At 75.2% G+C, this 18942-nt stretch carries 20 protein-coding genes; 11 read left to right on the top strand and 9 right to left on the bottom strand.

What is annotated here, in order from left to right; translation table 11 throughout:
• Positions 1 to 25 precede the first annotated feature (25 nt).
• Both WAB14_RS15785 and WAB14_RS15780 read left to right on the top strand, forming a co-directional pair.
• Positions 26 to 217 (top strand): Flp family type IVb pilin, encoded by a 192-nt coding sequence (locus tag WAB14_RS15785; RefSeq protein WP_340271223.1) that lies wholly within the window; start codon positions 26 to 28, stop codon positions 215 to 217.
• On the top strand, positions 214 to 1455 hold the full coding sequence (locus tag WAB14_RS15780) for a glycosyltransferase 87 family protein (RefSeq protein WP_340271221.1): 1242 nt from the start codon (positions 214 to 216) through the stop codon (positions 1453 to 1455). Before WAB14_RS15785 ends, WAB14_RS15780 begins: the two co-directional genes overlap by 4 nt.
• Here WAB14_RS15780 and WAB14_RS15775 read toward each other — a convergent pair.
• From WAB14_RS15775 to WAB14_RS15765, 3 genes are read right to left on the bottom strand one after another with little or no spacing between them, the layout of a single operon-like run.
• Positions 1404 to 2567 (bottom strand): glycosyltransferase family 4 protein, encoded by a 1164-nt coding sequence (locus WAB14_RS15775; protein ID WP_340271220.1) that lies wholly within the window; start codon positions 2565 to 2567, stop codon positions 1404 to 1406. The two genes, WAB14_RS15780 and WAB14_RS15775, sit on opposite strands and share 52 nt — an antisense overlap.
• The gene (locus WAB14_RS15770) at positions 2564 to 4057 is read right to left on the bottom strand and encodes a hypothetical protein (protein ID WP_340271218.1); all 1494 of its coding nucleotides are present in this window, start codon (positions 4055 to 4057) and stop codon (positions 2564 to 2566) included. Before WAB14_RS15770 ends, WAB14_RS15775 begins: the two co-directional genes overlap by 4 nt.
• A 40-nt stretch (positions 4058 to 4097) precedes the next feature.
• Positions 4098 to 4349 carry a hypothetical protein gene (locus tag WAB14_RS15765; protein ID WP_340271216.1) on the bottom strand — a complete coding sequence of 84 codons (252 nt, stop codon included), beginning with the start codon at positions 4347 to 4349 and terminating at the stop codon, positions 4098 to 4100.
• Between the two features lie 111 nt (positions 4350 to 4460).
• Between WAB14_RS15765 and WAB14_RS15760 the strand changes: the two genes are divergently transcribed.
• Positions 4461 to 6233, top strand: coding sequence for a DEDD exonuclease domain-containing protein (locus WAB14_RS15760; protein WP_340271215.1), 1773 nt, complete (start codon positions 4461 to 4463; stop codon positions 6231 to 6233).
• A gap of 68 nt (positions 6234 to 6301) precedes the next feature.
• Complete coding sequence (locus WAB14_RS15755) at positions 6302 to 7234, top strand: hypothetical protein (protein WP_340271213.1); 933 nt, start codon at positions 6302 to 6304, stop codon at positions 7232 to 7234.
• Between the two features lie 166 nt (positions 7235 to 7400).
• Here WAB14_RS15755 and WAB14_RS15750 read toward each other — a convergent pair whose 3' ends face one another.
• A complete protein-coding gene (locus tag WAB14_RS15750; RefSeq protein WP_340271211.1) occupies positions 7401 to 7748 on the bottom strand; it encodes a hypothetical protein in 348 nt (115 codons plus the stop codon).
• Positions 7749 to 7935: 187 nt separating this feature from the next.
• Between WAB14_RS15750 and WAB14_RS15745 the strand changes: the two genes are divergently transcribed.
• Entirely contained in the window at positions 7936 to 8484 is a 549-nt protein-coding gene (locus WAB14_RS15745) for a hypothetical protein (RefSeq protein ID WP_340271209.1), read from the top strand.
• Between the two features lie 65 nt (positions 8485 to 8549).
• Here the strand turns inward: WAB14_RS15745 and trpD are convergent, their stop codons facing one another.
• Both trpD and WAB14_RS15735 read right to left on the bottom strand, forming a co-directional pair.
• Complete coding sequence (gene trpD, locus WAB14_RS15740; protein WP_340271208.1) at positions 8550 to 9596, bottom strand: anthranilate phosphoribosyltransferase; 1047 nt, start codon at positions 9594 to 9596, stop codon at positions 8550 to 8552.
• Positions 9593 to 10075: a DNA-binding transcriptional response regulator gene (locus tag WAB14_RS15735; RefSeq protein WP_340271207.1), complete on the bottom strand. Its 483-nt coding sequence runs from the start codon at positions 10073 to 10075 to the stop codon at positions 9593 to 9595. Before WAB14_RS15735 ends, trpD begins: the two co-directional genes overlap by 4 nt.
• A 132-nt stretch (positions 10076 to 10207) precedes the next feature.
• Between WAB14_RS15735 and ctaE the strand changes: the two genes are divergently transcribed.
• From ctaE to WAB14_RS15705, 6 genes are all read left to right on the top strand, one after another.
• Positions 10208 to 10849: an aa3-type cytochrome oxidase subunit III gene (gene ctaE, locus WAB14_RS15730; protein WP_340271342.1), complete on the top strand. Its 642-nt coding sequence runs from the start codon at positions 10208 to 10210 to the stop codon at positions 10847 to 10849.
• Between the two features lie 15 nt (positions 10850 to 10864).
• Positions 10865 to 11674 (top strand): cytochrome bc1 complex diheme cytochrome c subunit, encoded by an 810-nt coding sequence (qcrC, locus tag WAB14_RS15725; RefSeq protein WP_340271205.1) that lies wholly within the window; start codon positions 10865 to 10867, stop codon positions 11672 to 11674.
• 8 nt (positions 11675 to 11682) lie between these two features.
• Positions 11683 to 12765 (top strand): cytochrome bc1 complex Rieske iron-sulfur subunit, encoded by a 1083-nt coding sequence (gene qcrA, locus WAB14_RS15720; protein WP_377003085.1) that lies wholly within the window; start codon positions 11683 to 11685, stop codon positions 12763 to 12765.
• A complete protein-coding gene (qcrB, locus tag WAB14_RS15715; RefSeq protein ID WP_340271203.1) occupies positions 12765 to 14486 on the top strand; it encodes a cytochrome bc1 complex cytochrome b subunit in 1722 nt (573 codons plus the stop codon). Before qcrA ends, qcrB begins: the two co-directional genes overlap by 1 nt.
• Positions 14487 to 14568: 82 nt before the next feature.
• Positions 14569 to 15168 (top strand): GNAT family N-acetyltransferase, encoded by a 600-nt coding sequence (locus WAB14_RS15710; protein WP_340271201.1) that lies wholly within the window; start codon positions 14569 to 14571, stop codon positions 15166 to 15168.
• Positions 15165 to 16361, top strand: a complete 1197-nt coding sequence (locus tag WAB14_RS15705) for a heparan-alpha-glucosaminide N-acetyltransferase domain-containing protein (protein WP_340271200.1) — start codon at positions 15165 to 15167, stop codon at positions 16359 to 16361. The genes WAB14_RS15710 and WAB14_RS15705 overlap by 4 nt, the downstream gene beginning before the upstream one ends.
• Before the next feature lie 7 nt (positions 16362 to 16368).
• Here WAB14_RS15705 and WAB14_RS15700 read toward each other — a convergent pair whose 3' ends face one another.
• From WAB14_RS15700 to WAB14_RS15690, 3 genes are read right to left on the bottom strand one after another with little or no spacing between them, the layout of a single operon-like run.
• Positions 16369 to 16851 (bottom strand): hypothetical protein, encoded by a 483-nt coding sequence (locus WAB14_RS15700; RefSeq protein WP_340271199.1) that lies wholly within the window; start codon positions 16849 to 16851, stop codon positions 16369 to 16371.
• Positions 16848 to 17600, bottom strand: coding sequence for a 4-hydroxy-tetrahydrodipicolinate reductase (dapB, locus tag WAB14_RS15695; RefSeq protein ID WP_340271198.1), 753 nt, complete (start codon positions 17598 to 17600; stop codon positions 16848 to 16850). Before dapB ends, WAB14_RS15700 begins: the two co-directional genes overlap by 4 nt.
• On the bottom strand, positions 17597 to 18919 hold the full coding sequence (locus WAB14_RS15690; protein ID WP_340271196.1) for a M16 family metallopeptidase: 1323 nt from the start codon (positions 18917 to 18919) through the stop codon (positions 17597 to 17599). Before WAB14_RS15690 ends, dapB begins: the two co-directional genes overlap by 4 nt.
• Positions 18920 to 18942 lie beyond the last annotated feature (23 nt).

Raw genomic sequence — 18942 nt, 5'->3', positions numbered from 1 at the left:
TGAGGTCATGAGGTGGTGGCGACGCGTGAGGCGTGACGACGGCGCGTCCGCGGTCGAGTACGGCCTCCTCATCGCCGCGGTCGGCGCGGTGCTCCTCGCCACGACCATCGCGTTCGGTGGCATCGTGCGTGACACGCTCTTCACCACGGGGTGCACCGCCCTGCAGGCCGCCAGCCCCGGCGCCGAGGGGACGGAGAACTGCCCCACCACTCCGTGACGACCCCGCCGGCCCAGCCGGCACGACGCCACACCGTCCCCCTGCTGATCCTCGGGTGGGTCGCCGCGCGCGTCCTCATGGTGGTGCTGTACGCGGCCGACGACTTCGTCGGACGCTCGCTCGCGTGGGGGGACCTCGCCCTCTACGAGTTCTGGGCCCAGCAGATCCGTGACACCGGCGCCATGCCGGACGGCGTCACGTGGATGTACCCGCCGCTGGCGGCGCCGGTCCTCCTCCTCGCCGACGCCCTGCCCGGGTCGTTCGGCTCCGGGTTCGTCCTGCTCGTCCTCGCCGCCGACCTCGCCGTCCTCGCCCTCCTCCTGCGGGCGGTCGTGCGGGAGGGCGGCCACCGGACCGGGGCGTGGGCGTGGGTGGTGCTCGTGCCGCTCCTGGGGCTCATCGCGTGGGCCCGCCTCGACCTGCTGCCGGTCGCCGCGGCCGCCGGCGCCCTGCTCCTCGCCGCCGCCCGACCGGTGCTCGCCGGGGTCCTCGCCGCCCTCGGCACGGCGGTCAAGGCGTGGCCCGTCGTGCTCGGGCTGCTGTTCCTGCGCGAGCGCCGCTGGCTCGCGGGGGCGGTCGGCGCAGGCCTCCTCCTCGCTCTCGTCCTCACGCTGCTCCTCGACGACGCCTGGGGCTTCGTGGCGAACCTGTCCGGTCGCGGCATCCAGGTCGAGTCCGTGCTGGCCCTGCCGTGGACGCTGCAGCAGGCGCTGGGCGGCACGGTGGACGGCGACTTCGTCAACGGCACCTACGAGGTGCTCGAGCCCGGCACCGAGGTGCTCGCCGTCGTCGCGCCCCTGCTCATGGTGACCGCGGTGGGGGCCGGGCTGTGGTCGTCGCGACACCGCGCGCCCGCGCTGCGGTGGTACGTCGCGGTGACGGCGCTGCTCGCGACCAGCCCCCTGCTCAGCACCCAGTTCGTGCTGTGGCTCGTCGGCGGGGCCGCGGTCGCGGCGGTCCTCCCCGGCCGCGACGGCGACCTCGCCCGGCGGACGCTCCCGCTCGTCGGCGTCGTCGTGCTCCTGTCGCACCTCACGTTCCCCCTGCAGTGGGGTGGCCTCGTGGGCGACGGGCAGCTCGCCGCGTGGACGCTGCTCACGCGCAACGTCCTGCTCCTCGCGCTCGCAGGCCGGCTGCTCGTCACCGCCCGCGGCGGCGCGGCCCACCCGGCACCCGAGGCGCTCGGTCAGCCCCAGCGCGGTACGGGTTCGCCCGACAGCAGCGCCGCGAGCCGCTGAGCCGTCACGTCCCAGTCCCACGCGCGCCGCACCCAGGACGCACCGGCGGCGCCCATGGCGGCGGCGCGGCCGGGATCGTCGAGCAGGTCCACGACGGCGGCGGCGAGGGCCGCGGGGTCCCGGGCGTCGAGCAGGACCCCCGTCCGGTCGTCGAGGACCGCCTCCACGGTGCCGCCGGCTCGACCGGCGACCACGGGCAGGCCGGCTGCGGCGGCCTCGAGGAGCACGATGCCGAGCGACTCCGTGACGAGACCACCCAGGCGGTCCGCGACCGGCAGGACGAAGACGTCGGCGGCCGCGTAGAGGCCCGGCAGGTCCGCGTCGGGGACGCGCCCGAGGACCTCCGCGCCGGGCACCTGCGCCGCCCGGGCACGCAGGCGCGGCACGAGCGGCCCCCCGCCGGCGAGCAGGAGCCGGGCGCCGGGGTGCCGCCGCCGGACCTCGGGCCACACGGCGAGCAGCCGCCCGTGGCCCTTGCGGGGGACGGCGCGCGACAGGCAGAGGACGACCGGCGCCCCGGGGGCGCGCCACCCGGTCCGCTCCGTCGCGCGGAAGCGGGTCGCGTCGACCCCGGGCCGCAGCTGCGCCGTCCGCGCGCGCGCGGCCAGCGACAGGGCCGTCGCGATCGGCCGACGCACCACGGCGCTGTCGAACGTCACGACGTCGACGGCGTCCCCCAGCCGCCGCAGGGCCGCGCGGCTGCCCGGCACGCGGGCCCACCACACCTCGTGCCCGTGGGCGCTCGCGACGACCCGGCGTACGCCGGCCGTACGCACGGCATGACCGAGCAGGCCGAGCGGTGCCGCCGACGGGAACCACACGGCCTCGGCCGCGGCGGCGGACACCGTGCGGCGGACGCGTGCCGCCAGGGCCGGCGACGGCAGGAGCGTCCGGTCGGGGTCGCGCACCACCCGGAACGGCAGCCGGGCGTCGTGCTCGGCGGCCTCCCTGAGGCCGGGTCCGCCGCCGTCCGGGGCGCACGCGTGCACGACGAGGCGGTCCGGGTCGAGCCGGGCGAGCAGCGCCGCGACGTAGGTCTCGATCCCCCCGGAGCGCGGCGGGAAGTCGTTGGTGACGACGACGGTGCGGGGGTGCGCCGGCGGGGCCGTCACCCCGCGCCGGCCGCGAGGGCCGTGACGTAGTCGCCCCACCGCTGCTCGAAGGCGTCGCGGCCCTGCCCGGTCGCCGCGCGGAGGGCGGCGTCGGTCCGTGCCACGGGGTCGGCGCCCGCCGTCGGGTCGGACGCCGCGGCGTAGAGCTCGAGGAGGGCGTCCGTCCCGATCTCGTCCTGCAGGAGCAGAGCGGCCAGCCACGCGCCCTCGTACGCGTCGCCCACCGTGTCGGGGTCGCTGCCGGCGAAGGCCTCGGGCGGGGGCAGCCGGTCGACAGCGGCCTCCCCGCGTCCCACCCGCGACAGCAGCCGGGCGGCCACGAGCTCGCGGTCCACCCGACCGGGCACGACCGTCGACCACCCCACGAGGTCCGCGAGTCCCTCGGCGAGCCACAGCTCCTGGTCGTCGCCCCAGCGGGCACCGGCCGCGACGTGGACGAGCTCGTGGGTGACGGTCACCTGCCACGTGTCCGGCACGAGGTCGCCGCGGGCGGTGGGGTTGAGGAGCACGACGTCGCCCGGGCCCTCGGGGGTCGTGACGTCGGTCGTGAGGGCGGCGAGGACCTCCTCCGTGCCGGGGCGCTCCCCCGGCGTCAGCGCCTCGAACTGGGCGGTCGTCGCGGGGGCCAGCACGAGACTGACCTGCGGCCACCCGGTGCCGACGAAGGAGTCGACGGTGACGGACCCGGTGTCCGCCCAGCCGGCCACCTGCCGCGCCCAGGCCGTCGCCTCCTCGGCGGTCCGCGGGCCGGGCTGGCCCGCGCCCGTCGCGAGCCAGGCGAGCACGAGCGACCGCTCCCCCTGGAACGCGGCGACGGGACCGAGGTCCCACGGGGCGCTCGTGCCGATCGCGCCCTCCTCCGGCCAGGGCTGCCACCCCGTCGGACGCCAGGCCCCGGCGCTGCCCTCGAGGCGCACCGTGTCGAGCCGCTCGACGGGGACCGCTGCGCCGAGGCCGTACGTGGTCCGCACCCGGGCGGTCCACCCGGCGGTCCCCTCCGCACCCTCCGGAGCGAGGCTGTCGGCGACGTAGGCGGACGTGAACCGCGTGACGGGGAGCCCGGTCAGGGCCCGGTAGGACGCCTCGTCGCCACCGGCGGCCTGCCACCCGGCGGGGTCCACGCCGGCGAGAGCGGCCCGGTCCCGACGCTGCAGCGCCGACCCCAGCGCGGCGAGCACGTCCTCCCGCGCCACGGCGTCGGGGTCCGGTCCGGCGCCGGCGGGCGCCTCCGTCGACGGGAGGGTGGGCGGAGGAGCGTCATCGGTGGGCGCGGCGGGGACCGACGGCACGGGCCGTCCGGCGGTCCCGACGGCGGCCCCGTCACCGCCGGCCGCCTCCGCGGCCTCGGGCGCACGCGCGACGTCGACGACGAGGGCGCGCGGCGTCAGCACGGCCACGACGAGGACGAGCGCGACGAGCACCCCCGCGGCGGCGAGGAGGGCGGCGTGGACGTCGTCGGGCCGCACGCGCTCGACACCCCGCGGTCCCACCGCATCACGGTACCCGCGACGGCGCCGCCCGCCCGGCGGTTCACCCGGTGGCGCGTCCGGTGGGGTCGGCTCCGAGGGGTCGCCCGCGGGCTGCCGCCCCGCCCGCCGGCGGGGTCAGCCGCAACGGCGGCACCAGCCCGGAGGCGGCGAGGACCGCGACCGCGGCGACCTCGCCGCTCGTGAGGTCCGCCGCCGGGCGGCCGGCCGCCGGCCCGGCGCCGAGCAGGTGGGTGACGACGCAGTCCTGGCAGCCGGCCGGTCGGGCGGTGCACGTGTCGCAGTCGATGAGCATGCCGCGGACGCTAGGGAGCGGGCCGGACACAAGCCGCCCGACCGGCCTCCGGACACGGGTGCCCGCGCGCCTCTCGGCTTGTGTCGCGCCCCCCGCCTAGCGTCCGCGGACATGACGACCGTGCCGTCCGCGCCGCCGGCGCTCGCGGTCCAGGGCAGCTTCGAGGACCTGGGCAGGCCGTTGCACGACGTCACGTTCACCGTCGTCGACCTCGAGACCACGGGAGGCAGCCCCGCGCGGGACGCCATCACCGAGATCGGGGCGGTCCGGGTTCGCGGCGGGGAGGTCCTGGGCGAGTTCCAGACCCTCGTCGACCCCGGTGTGGCCGTCCCGCCGCAGATCGCGCTCCTCACCGGGATCACCGACGCCATGCTCGTGGGGGCCCCGCACGCCCGGGCCGCCGTCCCGGCCTTCCTCGACTTCGCCGCCGGGAGCGTGCTCGTCGCCCACAACGCCGGCTTCGACGTGTCGTTCCTGCGCGCCGCCTGCCGCCGGCAGCAGCGTCCGTTCCCCAGGTTCGAGGTCGTCGACACCGTGCTGCTGGCGCGACGGCTCGTCACGTCCGACGAGGTGCCGAACCGTCGGCTCGCGAGCCTCGCCCGGTTCTTCCGGTCCGCCACGACCCCCGAGCACCGGGCGCTCGCGGACGCCCGCGCCACGGTCGACGTCCTCCACGGGCTCCTGGCCCGGGCCCGGGGCGTCTCCACCGTCGAGCAGCTCCTCGACTTCTGCCGGACCGACGAGCGGCGCCGCCCTCACCGCCACCTCGCCGACGGCCTGCCGTCCGCCCCCGGGGTCTACCGCTTCCTCGACGCGGGAGGGCGGGTCCTCTACGTCGGGTCGAGCCTCGACATCCGCAGCCGGGTCCGCTCGTACTTCACGCAGGCGGAGCGCCGCCGCCGCATGACCGAGATGGTGTCGGTCGCCGCGCGCGTCGACCACGTCCTGTGCGCCACCCCGCTGGAGGCGCAGGTGCGGGAGCTGCGTCTGCTCGCAGAGCACCGACCGCCGTACAACCGCCGCTCCACGCGCCCGGAGAAGTCCGCGTGGGTCGTGCTCACCGACGAGCCCGCGCCACGGCTCTCGGTCGTCGCCCGTCCGCGGGCGGATCGCGCGGGTGCGTCGTACGTCGGCCTGTTCGGCAGCCGCTCGCTCGCGCGGAGCGCCGTCGAGGCGGTCCACGCGGCCCTCCCTCTGCGCACGTGCACCACGAGGATCGCCCGGCGGGGCGGCGGCAGCGCGTGCGTCCTCGCCGAGCTGGGACGCTGCACCGCGCCGTGCCTCACCGGTCCGGACACCCACTACGACGAGGTCGTCGACGCGGCCCGCCGGGCCCTCGAGGACGACCTCGGACCGCTCGTCGAGGCGCTCGTCGCGCGCGTCAACCGCCTCTCCGACCAGCAGCGCTACGAGGAGGCGGCCGCCCACCGCGACCGGCTGGCGGTGCTCGTGCGCGGCCTCGACCGCGCGCAGCAGGTGCGTGCCCTCGTCCGCTGCGGCGAGGTCGTCGCCGCCCGCCCCCAGGGCACCGGCGGGTGGGAGCTCGCCTGCGTGCGCCACGGCCGCCTCGCCGGGGCCGCGACCACCCGCCGGGGGGATCCCGTCATGCCCGCCGTCGAGGCGCTCGTCGCCACGGCCGAGCACGTCCCGGCCCCCGAGCGGCCCGGGCCGGCGGGGCTGACGGAGGAGGCGACGCTGCTCGTCCGCTGGCTCGGACAGCCAGGTGTCCGCCTCGTGCGCGCCGACGCCGGCTGGGCCCTGCCCGTCGGCGCGGCCGCCCGGTGGGCGCGGCTGCACCTCGTCGAGGCCGCCGGTGCGGCGCGGACCGGTCCGCGCGCGCAGCAGGGCGCCTCGCTGTGGCGGGTCCCGGGCGACGAGGGGTGAGTCACGGACAAGGGTGAAGGCGGGCGACGCGGTGGCAGTTGTCCCTCGTGAAGTGCTGTGATGCGCTTGTGCCGTCTCGGGACAGCCTTCAGTGGTCCATCCCGTCAGATGAGGTCGCCGCCGGACTGCGGCAGCTGAGAGCCGACCTCCGCGACCACACTTTCGGGTACGCGCACATCCTCACGAGGCGCCAGGATCCAAGTCCAGGCAACCCTGCTGCACGCGACGGCGATTACGAGACCGTCAGCATCAGGCCCTTCTCTGTCGGCGCGGTCCCCTTCAGCTGGCACCAGGAGGTCGACATGCTCCTCTTCAGTGCGGCCGGCACACAGTTCGGGACCATGCCCCGCACCACGGACACCGTCGCCGTCATCCGGCAGGCAGCGGAAGCCGCCGTCATGGGTCACGTCGAGTGGTCGCCACGCGAGTGGGGGTTCAACGCGGTGAGGGTCCAGCTGGCCGACGGCACGATCGTCCAGGACAACGCACGCGCCACAGCGTGGTATCCCGATGGCACATGGAAGCACCAGACGCCTCCGACCAGGTGGAGGTGGGCTTCCCCGTACGTCGAGCGAGAAGCTCTGCTGCAGCGGGTGGACACCGCGACCACGTCTCTCGTCGCTCGCCGTGCCACAAGGCCGGAGGAGCCGCCGGACGCGGTCGGGAGGGAGGGTCCCGAAGTACCCCTCTCGGACGTCGACCCGGATCTCGACGCGGCGGTGAGCGCCTACGCCAGGGCGCGTAGGGAGCACGCCAAGAAATGGCCGGAGGACCGACTCAGCATCCGAGCGCGTACCCACCTCGCGGTCCACGCGGTCCGGGCCGAACGAATACGTGAACTGGTCGGGCGCGTCGAGCAGCTCGTCGCAGAGGCGGAGAGCATCACGGACCCCGGCGGGCCGTCCTGGCGCTACGGGGAGGCGTTGCGCGCATGGGCGCTCACCCACCCCGAGGTGGACGTGAGCCCGCTTCTCGGGTGGTTGCTCAGCAGACGAGCGTGACCACGAGCGACACGAGGCGACGACGGCTCACGGGACCAACGGTGCGGACGGCAGCTGCCCGCTAGGACCGAACACGACGACGTCGAGCACGGAACCCACCTGACCGCACTCATGAGGACACCTCGAAGGCGTTCGAGCGAGCATCACCGCCGACGCGGAGGGTGTCTCAGCGGCGTCCGTCCAAGGACGGCGCACCGCTGACCAGCACCTTGCCCATCCGCTCGAGGAAGGCAGCGGACCGGGTGGCGGCGTCGGCTCGGAAGACCCGCTCGAGGTCGTCGCTGCTCGACTCCACCCGGAGCACGAGCAGGTCGGTGCCCTCACCCAGCATGACGCCACCGGAGATGTGGCCGGCGACCTCGGGCACGCCCCACCGGAGCCGGCTGTCGGTGGTCTCCTGGGGCGTCAGCCCAGCAGCGGCGGCGTGCTCCCGCAACGCGTCCACGTCCATGTGCTGTTGGCGCTCGAGCGCCACGCCGATGTGGCCGCCGTCGGCGCCGATGACCTCCCACATGCCCGGCGACGCGGACGCCCGGCAGGCCGTCAGACGGGTCGAGCGCGAGCAGCGACTCGTCCAGCGGTACGGAGCCGACGTACTCCTAGCGCGCAGACCGGTTGGTGGGGCCCGGGGGAAGGACGTTCAAGACCGAGGCGGGACCCGAGCACGCTGAGCCCTCGGTCGACGTGCCTCACATCCTCCTGTGACGATGAGCCTGATGTTCGAGTTCCACGACGACGGGTCCGCCGAGCAGGTCGCGGCCCTCTTCGGCGACGGCGTCAGGCTGAACGAGGGACTGTACGTCGAGGACGTCCGTACGGGCGACGTCCTCGCATCCGCAGGGCTGCTCGGGCGCGCCGGGGACGGCAGGGTCTACCTGCTGCGGTGGCGCGGGCGCCTGCTCGGCCTCAGGGCGCGGGTCGTCGCCGGGTACGACGACGTCGGTCCCCTGTCGTTGTGGCTGGTCGAGCGACTCGGCACGGACGTCGATGCGTCAATTCGAACAGGCGTGCAGAAAGGCCGGCTCGACCCGGCCGAGATGAGGGATGCCCTACGGGTGGCGGCCGAGGCGTGCCTCGTTCTGGAATGGCACCTGAAGACGATGGGCCCGCGGCCTCGTGTCCAGGACCCGCTGGGTGGTGCGCAGCCACTGTCACTCACCAACTTCGGCTACCCCGAGGTAATGGATGCCGAGCCCTGGTCCACGCGAACACAACCTGTCTTCAAGCGCTGGGCATCCGGGCTCGAGTGACCCCTCTGCCCGGCCGTCCGCGGGAGACGGGTCGCGACGCCGCCCCAGTACGCCGCTCGCGTCCCTCAGCCCAGCCAGCTGTGCAGCACCTGCTGCGCCCGCCCGTCCACGAGCGACGCACGTGCCCGCTCCAGGGCGGGTTCGAGGTGGTGCGGCAGCTGGTCGGCGACGTCGGCCGCCGACCGGTCGCCCTCGACGAGGTCGAGCGCGAGCAGCCCCGCGGCGGCGTTGAGCACGACGACATCGGCCACCGGGCCCGTCTGCCCGCCGAGGACCGAGCGCACCACGCCGGCGTTCATGCCACGGTCGCCGCCGCGCAGGTCGGCGATCGTCGCGGGCGGGAGCCCGACCGCCGTGGCCTCGACCCGGGTCTCCGCCACCTCGCCGCCGACGACGACACGCACCGACGACGGCGCCGTGGTCGTCAGCTCGTCGAGCCCGTCGTCCCCGCGCACCACGAGCGCGGTCGTGCCGCGGGCCGCCAGCACCCCGGCGATGATCGAGGCGTGCCGCTCGTCGGCGACGCCGAGCATCATGGCGGCGGGCCGCGCGGGGTTCGTCAGCGGACCGAGGGAGTTGAAGACCGTCCGGATGCCGAGCGAGCGCCGGACCGGTCCGACGTGCCGCATCGCCGGGTGGAAGCGCGCTGCGAAGGCGAACGTGATGCCGTGGACGCGTGCGCTCGCGGCGACGTCGGCCGGGTCGAGCTCGAGGTCGAGCCCGAGCTCCTCGAGGACGTCCGCGGTCCCGCACGAGGACGAGGCGGCCCGGTTGCCGTGCTTCACGACCGTCGCCCCCGCCGCGGCGGCCACGAGCGCCGCCATCGTCGAGATGTTGACGGTCCGGGCGCCGTCACCGCCCGTGCCCACGACGTCGAGCACGGGGCCCGGCACCTCGAGCGGGACGGCGTGGGCGAGCATCGCCTCGGCGAGACCGGTGACCTCGGAGACCGTCTCGCCCTTGCACCGCAGCCCCACGAGGAGCCCGGCGAGCCGGGCGGCGTCCGCCTCCCCGCTCATGACCTCGTTGAGCGCCCACCGCGTCTGGTCGCGGTCGAGGTCCTCGCGACGCGCGAGCGTGTCGAGCACGCCCGCCCACGTCGGCACGCTCACGTGGCGCTGCGGGCCCCGGCCGCGCGACCTCCGGCGCGACGACGGGCGAGACCGGCGACGGCGTCGGCGAGCGCCCGGGGGTCGAGGGGGTGCGGCACCGCCGCCTCGGCCTTCGACCACGCCGCGAGCCAGGCGTCCTGCGGGCGCCCGGTGAGCACGAGCACGGGCGGGCAGTCGTAGATCTCGTCCTTCAGCTGGCGCGCGACGCCGAGCCCGCCGGCGGGGGCGGCCTCGCCGTCGAGGACGAGGACGTCGAAGCGGCGGGTGTCGACCGCGCGCAGCAGCGCGGGCAGCGTCGCGAACTCGTGCCACTCGACGAGCGCGACGTCGGCCGCCGGCCGCCGCCCGACCGCGCGCCGCACGGCCTCCCGCGTCGTGCGGTCGTCGCTGTACACCGCGACGACGCACCGCTCGGACTGCTCCTGCGCAGCGGGGTCGGGCGCGGCCGAGAGGGAGCCGGAGGAGGACGTGGCGCTCATGCGCGGGAATCTACCGGGCGGCTCGTGCGTTGACCGGACGGCACCTGTCGAGCTCGAGCACGGCTCGGCGACGCGACACGGCGCCCGCCCTCGCGCAGGGGTGCCCTCTCCTTCCGTGCGCCCACGGGTTAGATTGACGCCGTGGCAGCAGCAACGGCAGTCGGCACGGGCGCCCCTGCGGTGGTCAACCGGCCCAACCTCACGTCGGTCGGGACCATCGTCTGGCTCTCGAGCGAGCTCATGTTCTTCGCGGCCCTGTTCGCGATGTTCTTCACGCTCGGCTCGATCCGTCCCGAGGCGTACGCCGCCGGCCAGGAGATGCTCAACATCCCCTTCGCCGCCGTCAACTGCCTGATCCTCGTGTCGAGCTCCGTCACGTGCCAGTTCGGCGTGTTCGCCGCCGAACGCTTCCAGCCCTCCCGCACGGGCCGCTGGTTCCAGCTCGGCCAGTGGGGCATGCGCGAGTGGTACGTCCTCACGTTCCTGCTCGGTGCGATCTTCGTGTCGGGGCAGGTGTTCGAGTACGCCGAGCTCGTCCACGAGGGCCTCACCATGTCGTCCTCGCCCTTCGGCTCGACCTTCTACCTCACGACCGGGTTCCACGGCCTCCACGTCACCGGTGGCCTGCTCGCGTTCCTCGTCGTCATCGGCCGCACCTTCGCCGCCCGCCGCTTCGGCCACTCCGAGGAGACCGCCGCGGTCGTCACGTCGTACTACTGGCACTTCGTCGACGTGGTGTGGATCGCGCTGTTCATCTCCGTCTACTTCAGCTGAGGGGCTGATCACCCAGTGAACGCAGTCATGCGCCACCGCCGCCACCCGCTGGCGCTGGTCGTCGTCCTGCTCGCGGCCCTGCTGGCGGCAGGCCTGGCGTACGCGGCGGTCGCGCCGACCCGGGCCGAGGCGAGCCCCGCGTGGGGCGAGGACGAGATCGCCCTCGGGCAGGAGCTGTTCGTCGCGAACTGCGCGACGTGCCACGGGCTCGACGGCGCGGGCGGCTACGAGGGCGCCGACGGCAACGTCGCCGGGCCCTCCCTCATCGGCGTCGGCGCGGCGTCGGTCGACTTCCAGGTCGGGACGGGTCGCATGCCCGCCCAGGCGTCGGGGCCGCAGGTGCCGAAGCGCGGGCCGCAGTACACGCCCGAGCAGACCCGGGCCCTCGCCGCCTACGTCGCGACGGCCTTCGGCGCCGGGCCCGCGATCCCGGAGGCGCAGTACCTCGACCCCGAGAACGGCGACGTCGCCGAGGGCGCCGAGCTGTTCCGGGTCAACTGCGCGATGTGCCACAACTTCGCCGGTTCCGGCGGCGCCCTCACCGAGGGCAAGTACGCGCCGGGGCTCGAGGGCGTCGAGCCCGTCCACGTCTACGAGGCGATGGTGACCGGGCCCCAGTCGATGCCGGTCTTCAGCGACCAGACCCTCGACCCGCAGCAGAAGAACGACATCATCGCGTACCTCGACTACCTCGACACGACGCCGTCCCCCGGCGGGCTGTCCCTCGGGTCCTTCGGGCCCGTGGGCGACGGCCTGTTCGTCTGGGTGGTCGGCATGACGGCCCTCGTCGCCTGCGCGATCTGGCTGGGGGCGAAGGCACGGTGAGCGACGACATGACCCGGCGTACGGGAGAGCAGCCGAGCAGCACCGACGTGGCCCACGGCCGCACGGGCACCGACGTCGCCGAGCGCGGCGCGGCGCTGCCGGAGCGGTTCGAGAACCCGGGGCTGCCGCCCCACCAGCACCGGATGGCCGACACCGACCCGCGTGCGGCGCGGCGCGCCGAGCTGCAGGTCGCGGTGCTCTTCGGCCTGTCGATCATCGGCACGATCCTCACCCTCGTCGGGTACTTCGCCGTCCCCCTGCGCGACCAGGCGGAGGAGGGGCGCATCTTCCTGTCCAACGCGCTCCTCGGGTCCGGCATCTTCCTCACGCTCTTCGGCATCGGTGTGGGTGCCGTGCACTGGGCCAAGACCCTCATGCCGGACGCCGAGGCCGTGGAGGACCGCCACCAGATCCACGGCACCCGGGAGGAGCAGGCGGAGGCGGCCGAGATCCTCGCCACCGGCGTCGGCGAGTCCGGGATCGGCCGCCGCCCGCTCATCCGGAACACCCTCATCGGCGCCGTCGCGCTCGCCCCGCTGCCGGCGGTCGTGCTCCTCAAGGACACGGGCCCGAACCCCGAGGGCGTCCTCGCCGAGACCCTGTGGGAGGCGGGTACCCGGCTCGTCACCGACCCCACGGGCCAGCTGATCCGTGCCACCGACCTCGTCATCGGCCAGGTGGTCCACGTGCAGCCGGAGGGCATCGAGGAGGCGAGCCACTTCCTCGACGAGAAGGCGAAGGCCGCGGTGCTCCTCATGCGCCTCGAGGCCGACGAGCTGTCCCCCGGCGCCCAGGCGGGTGCCTACGAGGGGATCGTCGCGTACTCGAAGATCTGCACCCACATGGGCTGCCCGGTCGCCCTGTACGAGCAGCAGACCCACCACCTGCTGTGCCCGTGCCACCAGTCGACGTTCGACGTGACGCAGGACTGCGCGGTCATCTTCGGCCCGGCGAAGCGACCCCTCCCCCAGCTGCCCATCGCCGTGGACGACGAGGGATACTTGGTTGCGACTGCTCCCTTCTCGGAGCCGGTCGGACCCTCCTACTGGGAGCGCGAGCAGGACGCACGACGGATGGCTGAGGAGGCCTGATGAGCGCGACGACGGCGACGCGGGAGCCCGAGTACACCACCCGCACGGGCAAGCTCGGCGGCTGGGCGGACTCCCGGCTCGGCCTCGGCGGGGTCGTCCGCGGCGGCGCCCGCAAGATCTTCCCCGACCACTGGTCCTTCATGCTCGGCGAGATCGCGCTCTACAGCTTCATCATCTGCCTCGTCACAGGCGTCTTCCTCACGTTCTTCTACATCCCCTCGGTCGCCCTCATCGAGTACGAGGGTCCGTACGAGCCCGCGCAGGGCAAGCTCGTGTCGGAGGCGTGGGCCTCGACCGTCGACCTCAGCTACGAGGTGCGCGGCGGCCTGCTCATGCGGCAGATCCACCACTGGGCCGCGCTCGTGTTCGTGGCGGCGACCGTCGTCCACATGATGCGGGTCTTCTTCACCGGCGCGTTCCGCAAGCCCCGCGAGCTCAACTGGGTCATCGGCGCCCTGCTCGCCCTGCTCGCCATCTTCGAGGGCTTCGCCGGCTACTCGCTGCCCGACGACCTCCTGTCCGGCACCGGGCTCCGGATCGCGGCGGCGATCATCCTCGCGATCCCGCTCATCGGCACCTACATCCACTTCTTCGCCTTCGCAGGCGAGTTCCCGGGCGAGGCGTTCATCCCCCGCCTCTACACCATCCACGTGCTGCTGCTGCCCGCGATCTTCCTCGCGCTCATCGCCGCGCACCTGTTCCTCGTCGTCCTGCACAAGCACACGCAGTACCCGGGGCCGGGCCGCACCAACGGCAACGTCGTCGGGTACCCGCTGCTGCCGGTGTACGTCGCGAAGGCCGGCGGCTTCTTCTTCATCGTCTTCGGCGTCATCGCCCTCATGGCGGCGTTCGTCCAGATCAACCCCATCTGGGCGTACGGGCCGTACGACCCCTCGCCGGTCACCGCCGGGTCACAGCCGGACTGGTACATGGGCTGGCTCGACGGCGCCGTCCGGACGATGCCGGGCTGGCTCGAGGTGAACATCTTCGGCTACGTGCTGAGCGGCAACATCCTCCTGCCGGCGGTCGTCCTGCCGGGCCTCATCACGACCGTCCTCGTCGCGTACCCGTGGATCGAGGCGGCAGCGACGGGCGACAAGCGGGAGCACCACCTGCTCGACCGTCCCCGCAACGCCCCGACGCGCACCGGGCTCGGCGTCATGGCGCTCACGTTCTACGTGCTCATGTGGGCCAACGGCGGCAACGACATCCTCGCCGTCCAGCTCGGCCTCGCGATCAACGACATCACCCGCTTCGTCGGGGTCATGATGTTCGTCGCCCCGCCGCTCGCGTTCATCGTGACCAAGCGGATCTGCCTGGGCCTGCAGCGTCGTGACCGCGAGCGCGTCCTCCACGGCGTCGAGACCGGGCAGGTGTACCGCCTCGACACCGGCGAGGTGCTCGAGCGGCACCGCCCGATGGACGAGTTCGAGCGCTGGGAGCTCGTGCAGCACGAGGCGTACCGTCCGCTCGACCCGGGCCCGGTGACGGACGCCAACGGCGTCCGGCGCAAGGGGGCGTGGGCGGACGGGATGCGGCGCCGGCTCTCGCGCTTCTACTTCGAGGACCGGGTCGAGCCGGTCACGCCCGCCGAGCTGGCGGCCGCGCACAGCCACGGCGCCCACGACGAGGTCGACGCCATCGACTCCGCGGCGCACGGTGCGGACGGCGAGCGCCTCGACGCCCGCTCCGAGAAGCAGATCGGCTCCGGCCAGGCCTGAGCCACGACGGACCGCACTCCACCTCGACGCCCGCGCCCACCCCGGCGCGGGCGTCGTGCGTCCCCGTGACACGATCGGCGCCATGACGAGCCCGCTCGGCGGAGGTGCCGGTGCCGACCGCTCGGTGCGCCCGGCCCGCGACGCCGACGTGCCCGCCATCGGCGCCGTCCACGCACGGTCGTGGACCGGTCCGTACGCCTCGCTCCTGCCGCCTCGCGTCGTCGAGGCCCTGGGCGCCGCGGCCCTCGCGGAGGCGTGGCGGGACGCCGTCCTCGCGCCGCCCTCCCCCGCCCACACGGTGCACGTGGCGGTCGGCGACGGCATCGTCGCCGGCTTCGCCGCCGCCGCCCCCGTCCCCGACGACCCGGCCGCGGTCGAGCTCGTCGCCCTCGAGGTCGACCCCCTCCACACCCGCCAGGGGCACGGGTCGCGCCTCCTCGCCGCGGTCGCCGACACCTCCCGCGCGCGCGGGGTCGAGCGGCTCGAGGCGTGGGTCCACGTCGACGACGCCCCTCGCCGGGCCTTCCTGCAGGGCGCCGGGTTCGCCCCGGACGGCGCGAGGCGCCGGCGCGCCCTGGCCGGGGGCGACGGCACGGGGGACGACAGCACCCGGGACGACGACGTCGACGCCCGGACGGTGTGGCCGGAGGTGCGCCTCAGCGCCTGGCTCGAGCCCGCGTGACGCGCACCGACACGGCGCAGCGGCCCGGACCGCTCCTGGGCTCGCGTCGCCTGCGGGGGGTCGACGCCGCCCGCGGGCTCGCCCTCCTCGGCATGATGGCGACGCACCTGCTCGACCGGAGCCTGTCCGACGGCACCGCGAACCCCGCCTTCGCGCTTGCCGACGGTCGGGCGTCGGCGACGTTCGCCCTCCTCGCGGGCGCGGGCCTCGCGCTCGCCGACGGGGCCACCGACGGGCCCCGGACCTCGCTCGGCCACGCGTGGGCGCGGACGGCGGTGCGCGCGGTCCTCGTCCTCGTCGTCGGCCTCACCCTCGCGAGCCTCGGCCCGCCGGTCGCCGTGATCCTCCAGTACTACGCCGTGCTCTTCGTGCTCGTCGTGCCGTTCGTGCGGCTGCCGGCGGCCGTGCTCGCCCTGGGGGGTGGGCTGTGGCTCCTGCTCGCCCCCGTCGCCTCCCAGTGGCTGCGGCTGACGTTCGGCCTCGACGGGCCGGGTCCGCAGGTCGGGCTGGAACGACTGCTCGTGCAGCCGGTCGCCTCCCTCCAGGACCTGCTGCTCACGGGCTACTACCCCGTGCTCACGTGGTTCGGCTACCTCCTGCTGGGCGCCGCGGTGGGCCGTCTCCCGCTGCGACGGACCGCGACCGCGCTCGGGCTCGTCGGCTCGGGGCTGCTGCTCGCGGCCGGCAGCTGGCTCGTGTCGTGGGCGCTGCTGTCGACGGCGGCGGCGCAACGTGCGCTCGCCGGCGGCGACCCGCTGAGCGGGCGCGGGGTCGAGGGGCCGTTCTTCGGCACCACGCCGACCTCGTCGTGGTGGTGGCTCGCGATCCGCACGCCGCACAGCGGCGCCCCGCTCGACCTCCTCGGCACGGCGGGGGTGGCGCTCGCCGTCGTCGGCGCCTGCCTGCTCGTCGCACGCGGCCCGGCGGGCGCCGTCCTGCTGCCGCTCGCCGCTGCCGGCTCCATGACGCTCACCCTGTACTCCGCGCACGTCGTGGCGGTGTGGGCGGGCCAACCCGGCCTGACCGACCCGGGCGACTGGATCGTGCACTCCCTGGTCGCGCTCGTCGTCGCGTGGGTGTGGCGGATGCGGTTCCGTCGCGGCCCCCTGGAGGAGGGCGTGGCGCAGGTCGTCGACGCCGTCGCCGGACCGGTCCCGCCGCGGGAGCAGGCGCTCGCGCCGGGGACGCGCTAGGAGCCGCTCAGGCGCCCGGAGCCGCGCGGTGGAGCCGGACGGCGTGCCGCGCGGCGGCCCGCCCGCGCCGCCGGTCGCCGGCGGCGTCGTAGGCCAGCGCCAGGCGGAACCACGCCCGCCACGCGTCCGGGTCGGCCTGCACCTCAGCCCGGTGGCGGTCGAACGCGGCCTGCTCGGCCGCGCGGTCCCTCGGCTCGCCAGGGCGGCGCACGGGGACCTCGGGCAGGGCGTCCTCCGCCTCGAGCTGCCGCCCGAGCCGCTGCGTGGCGGCGCCGAAGCGGAGCTCCGCGGCCACGGCCAGGGCGCCCGCGAGGACGAGCGCGACGAGGCCGGCCGCGAGGCCCCACCCGACGACGGAGCCGTCCTGCGCGACGGCGACCGCCCGAGCGAGCAGCCCCGCGAGGTAGAAGCCGAGGACGACGAGGAGCACGACGACGACGACCTTCGGCCACGGCACCGGGCGCCGAGGGGCGCGCTCGCGACCGGTCACAGGTCGAGCCAGTGCTCCAGCCCGACCGTGAGGCCGGGGTGTCCGGCCACCTGCCGGACGCCGAGGAGCACACCCGGCATGAAGGAGGACCGGTCGAGGCTGTCGTGGCGCAGGGTCAGCTGCTCCCCCGGCCCGCCGAGGAGCACCTCCTGGTGCGCGACGAGACCCCGCAGCCGGACGGCGTGCACCCGCACCCCGTCGACGTCGGCGCCGCGCGCCCCCGGCAGGGACTGCGTCGTCGCGTCCGGCGAGGGGCCGAGCCCGGCCGCGGCCCGGGCCGCGGCGATCCCCCGCGCCGTGCGCACCGCGGTGCCGGACGGGGCGTCGACCTTGTCGGGGTGGTGGAGCTCGACGACCTCGACGGACTCGAAGAACCGGGCGGCCCGCGCGGCGAAGTCCGCCACCAGCAGCGCCCCGACGGAGAAGTTCGGGGCGACGAGCACGCCGACGGCCGGCGCTTCGTCGAGCTCGGCGCGCAGCGCGTCGAGTCGGCTGTCGCTCCAGCCGGTCGTCCCCACGACGCAGTGGACCCCGGCGCGGACGGCCGTCGCGACGTTGCCCGGCGAGGCGTCCGGCACCGAGAGGTCGACGAGGACGTCGGCCCCGTCGAGCGCCGCCACGAGGTCGTCGTCACGACCGACCCGGCCGTGGAGCTCGAGGTCGTCGGCCTCGTCGACGGCCTCGCAGGCGGCGCGGCCCATCCGCCCGCCGGCGCCGGCGACGACGACCCGCGTGGCGGCGGGGCTCACGCGGCGGTCCCGGTGCCGCCGAACGCGCGGGCCTCGTCGAAGGGCCCGACGACGGCGAGCGTGCGGGGCCGCTCGAGCAGCTCCCCGGCGAGCGCCTGCACCTGCTCGGGGGTGACGGCGCGCAGCCGCGCGACGGCCTCGTCGAGGTCGGTGTACGCGCCGTGGACGAGCTCGGCCTTGCCCAGGCGCGTCATGCGCGACCCGGAGTCCTCCAGTCCCAGGGTCATGCCGCCGGCGATCTGCCCGACGCCGCGCGCGAGCTCGTCGGCGTCGAGGCCGTCCTCCGCGAGGCGCTCCCACTCGCTGCGCAGCAGGTCGACGACCGTGTCGACCTTCGCCGGGTTGCAGCCCGCGTAGAGGCCGACGTAGCCGCCGTCGGTGTAGCTGGAGGCGAAGGAGTACACGCTGTAGGCGAGGCCCCGCTTCTCCCGCACCTCCTGGAACAGCCGGCTGCTCATGCCACCGCCGAGCACGGTGGTGAGGACGCTGAGGACGTAGCGGCGCTCGTCGGTCGCGGCGAGCCCCGAGGTGCCGAGCACGACCTGCGCCTGCTCGGTGTCGCGGCGCACGACCACGTCGGACCCGGTCGCGCGGGCGGGACCGTCGTCGCGGCGACCGGCGTGCGGGCGGCGGGGGCGTCCCGGCGCCTGCGACGTCCACCCGCCGCGGGCGAGCTCGGACTCGACGAGCCGCACGACGTCGTCGTGGTCGACGCCACCGGCGGCGGTGACCACGAGCGTGGGCGCCTCGTAGTGGCGGCGGTAGTGGGCGAGGACGTCGTCGCGGCCCACCGCGCGGATGGTCTCGGGCGTGCCCCCGATGGGCCGCCCGAGCGGGTGCGCCCCCAGCACGGCCTCGGCGAAGCGCTCGTGCACGACGTCGGTCGGGTCGTCCTCCGCCATCGCGAGCTCCTCGAGGATGACCTCGCGCTCGGAGCCGAAGTCGTCCTCGTCGAGCGTCGAGCTCGTTACCATGTCGGCGATGACGTCGACGGCCATGGCGGTGTCCTCGGCCATGACGCGGGCGTAGTAGCACGTGTGCTCCTTGCCCGTCACCGCGTTCGCCTCGCCGCCGACGGTGTCGAACGCCTCGGCGATGTCGAGGGGGCTCCGGCGTCCCGTGCCCTTGAACAGCAGGTGCTCGAGGAAGTGGGTGCTGCCGTGGTGGCCGTCGGCCTCGTCGCGGGAGCCGACGCCGACCCACATGCCGACGGTCGCCGAGCGCAGCCCCGGCATCGTCTCGGTGAGGACGCGGACCCCGGAGGGCAGGACGGTGCGGGCGACGGCGGTGTCGTCGATCGGGAGATCGACCGGGCTCATCGTCGGATCAGGCGCTCGGCGCC

The organism is Aquipuribacter nitratireducens, assembly GCF_037860835.1.
GTDB lineage: Bacteria > Actinomycetota > Actinomycetes > Actinomycetales > JBBAYJ01 > Aquipuribacter > Aquipuribacter nitratireducens.
Note: the sequence above shows the minus strand (reverse complement) of the source record. Positions and strands in the feature narration are given on the sequence as shown.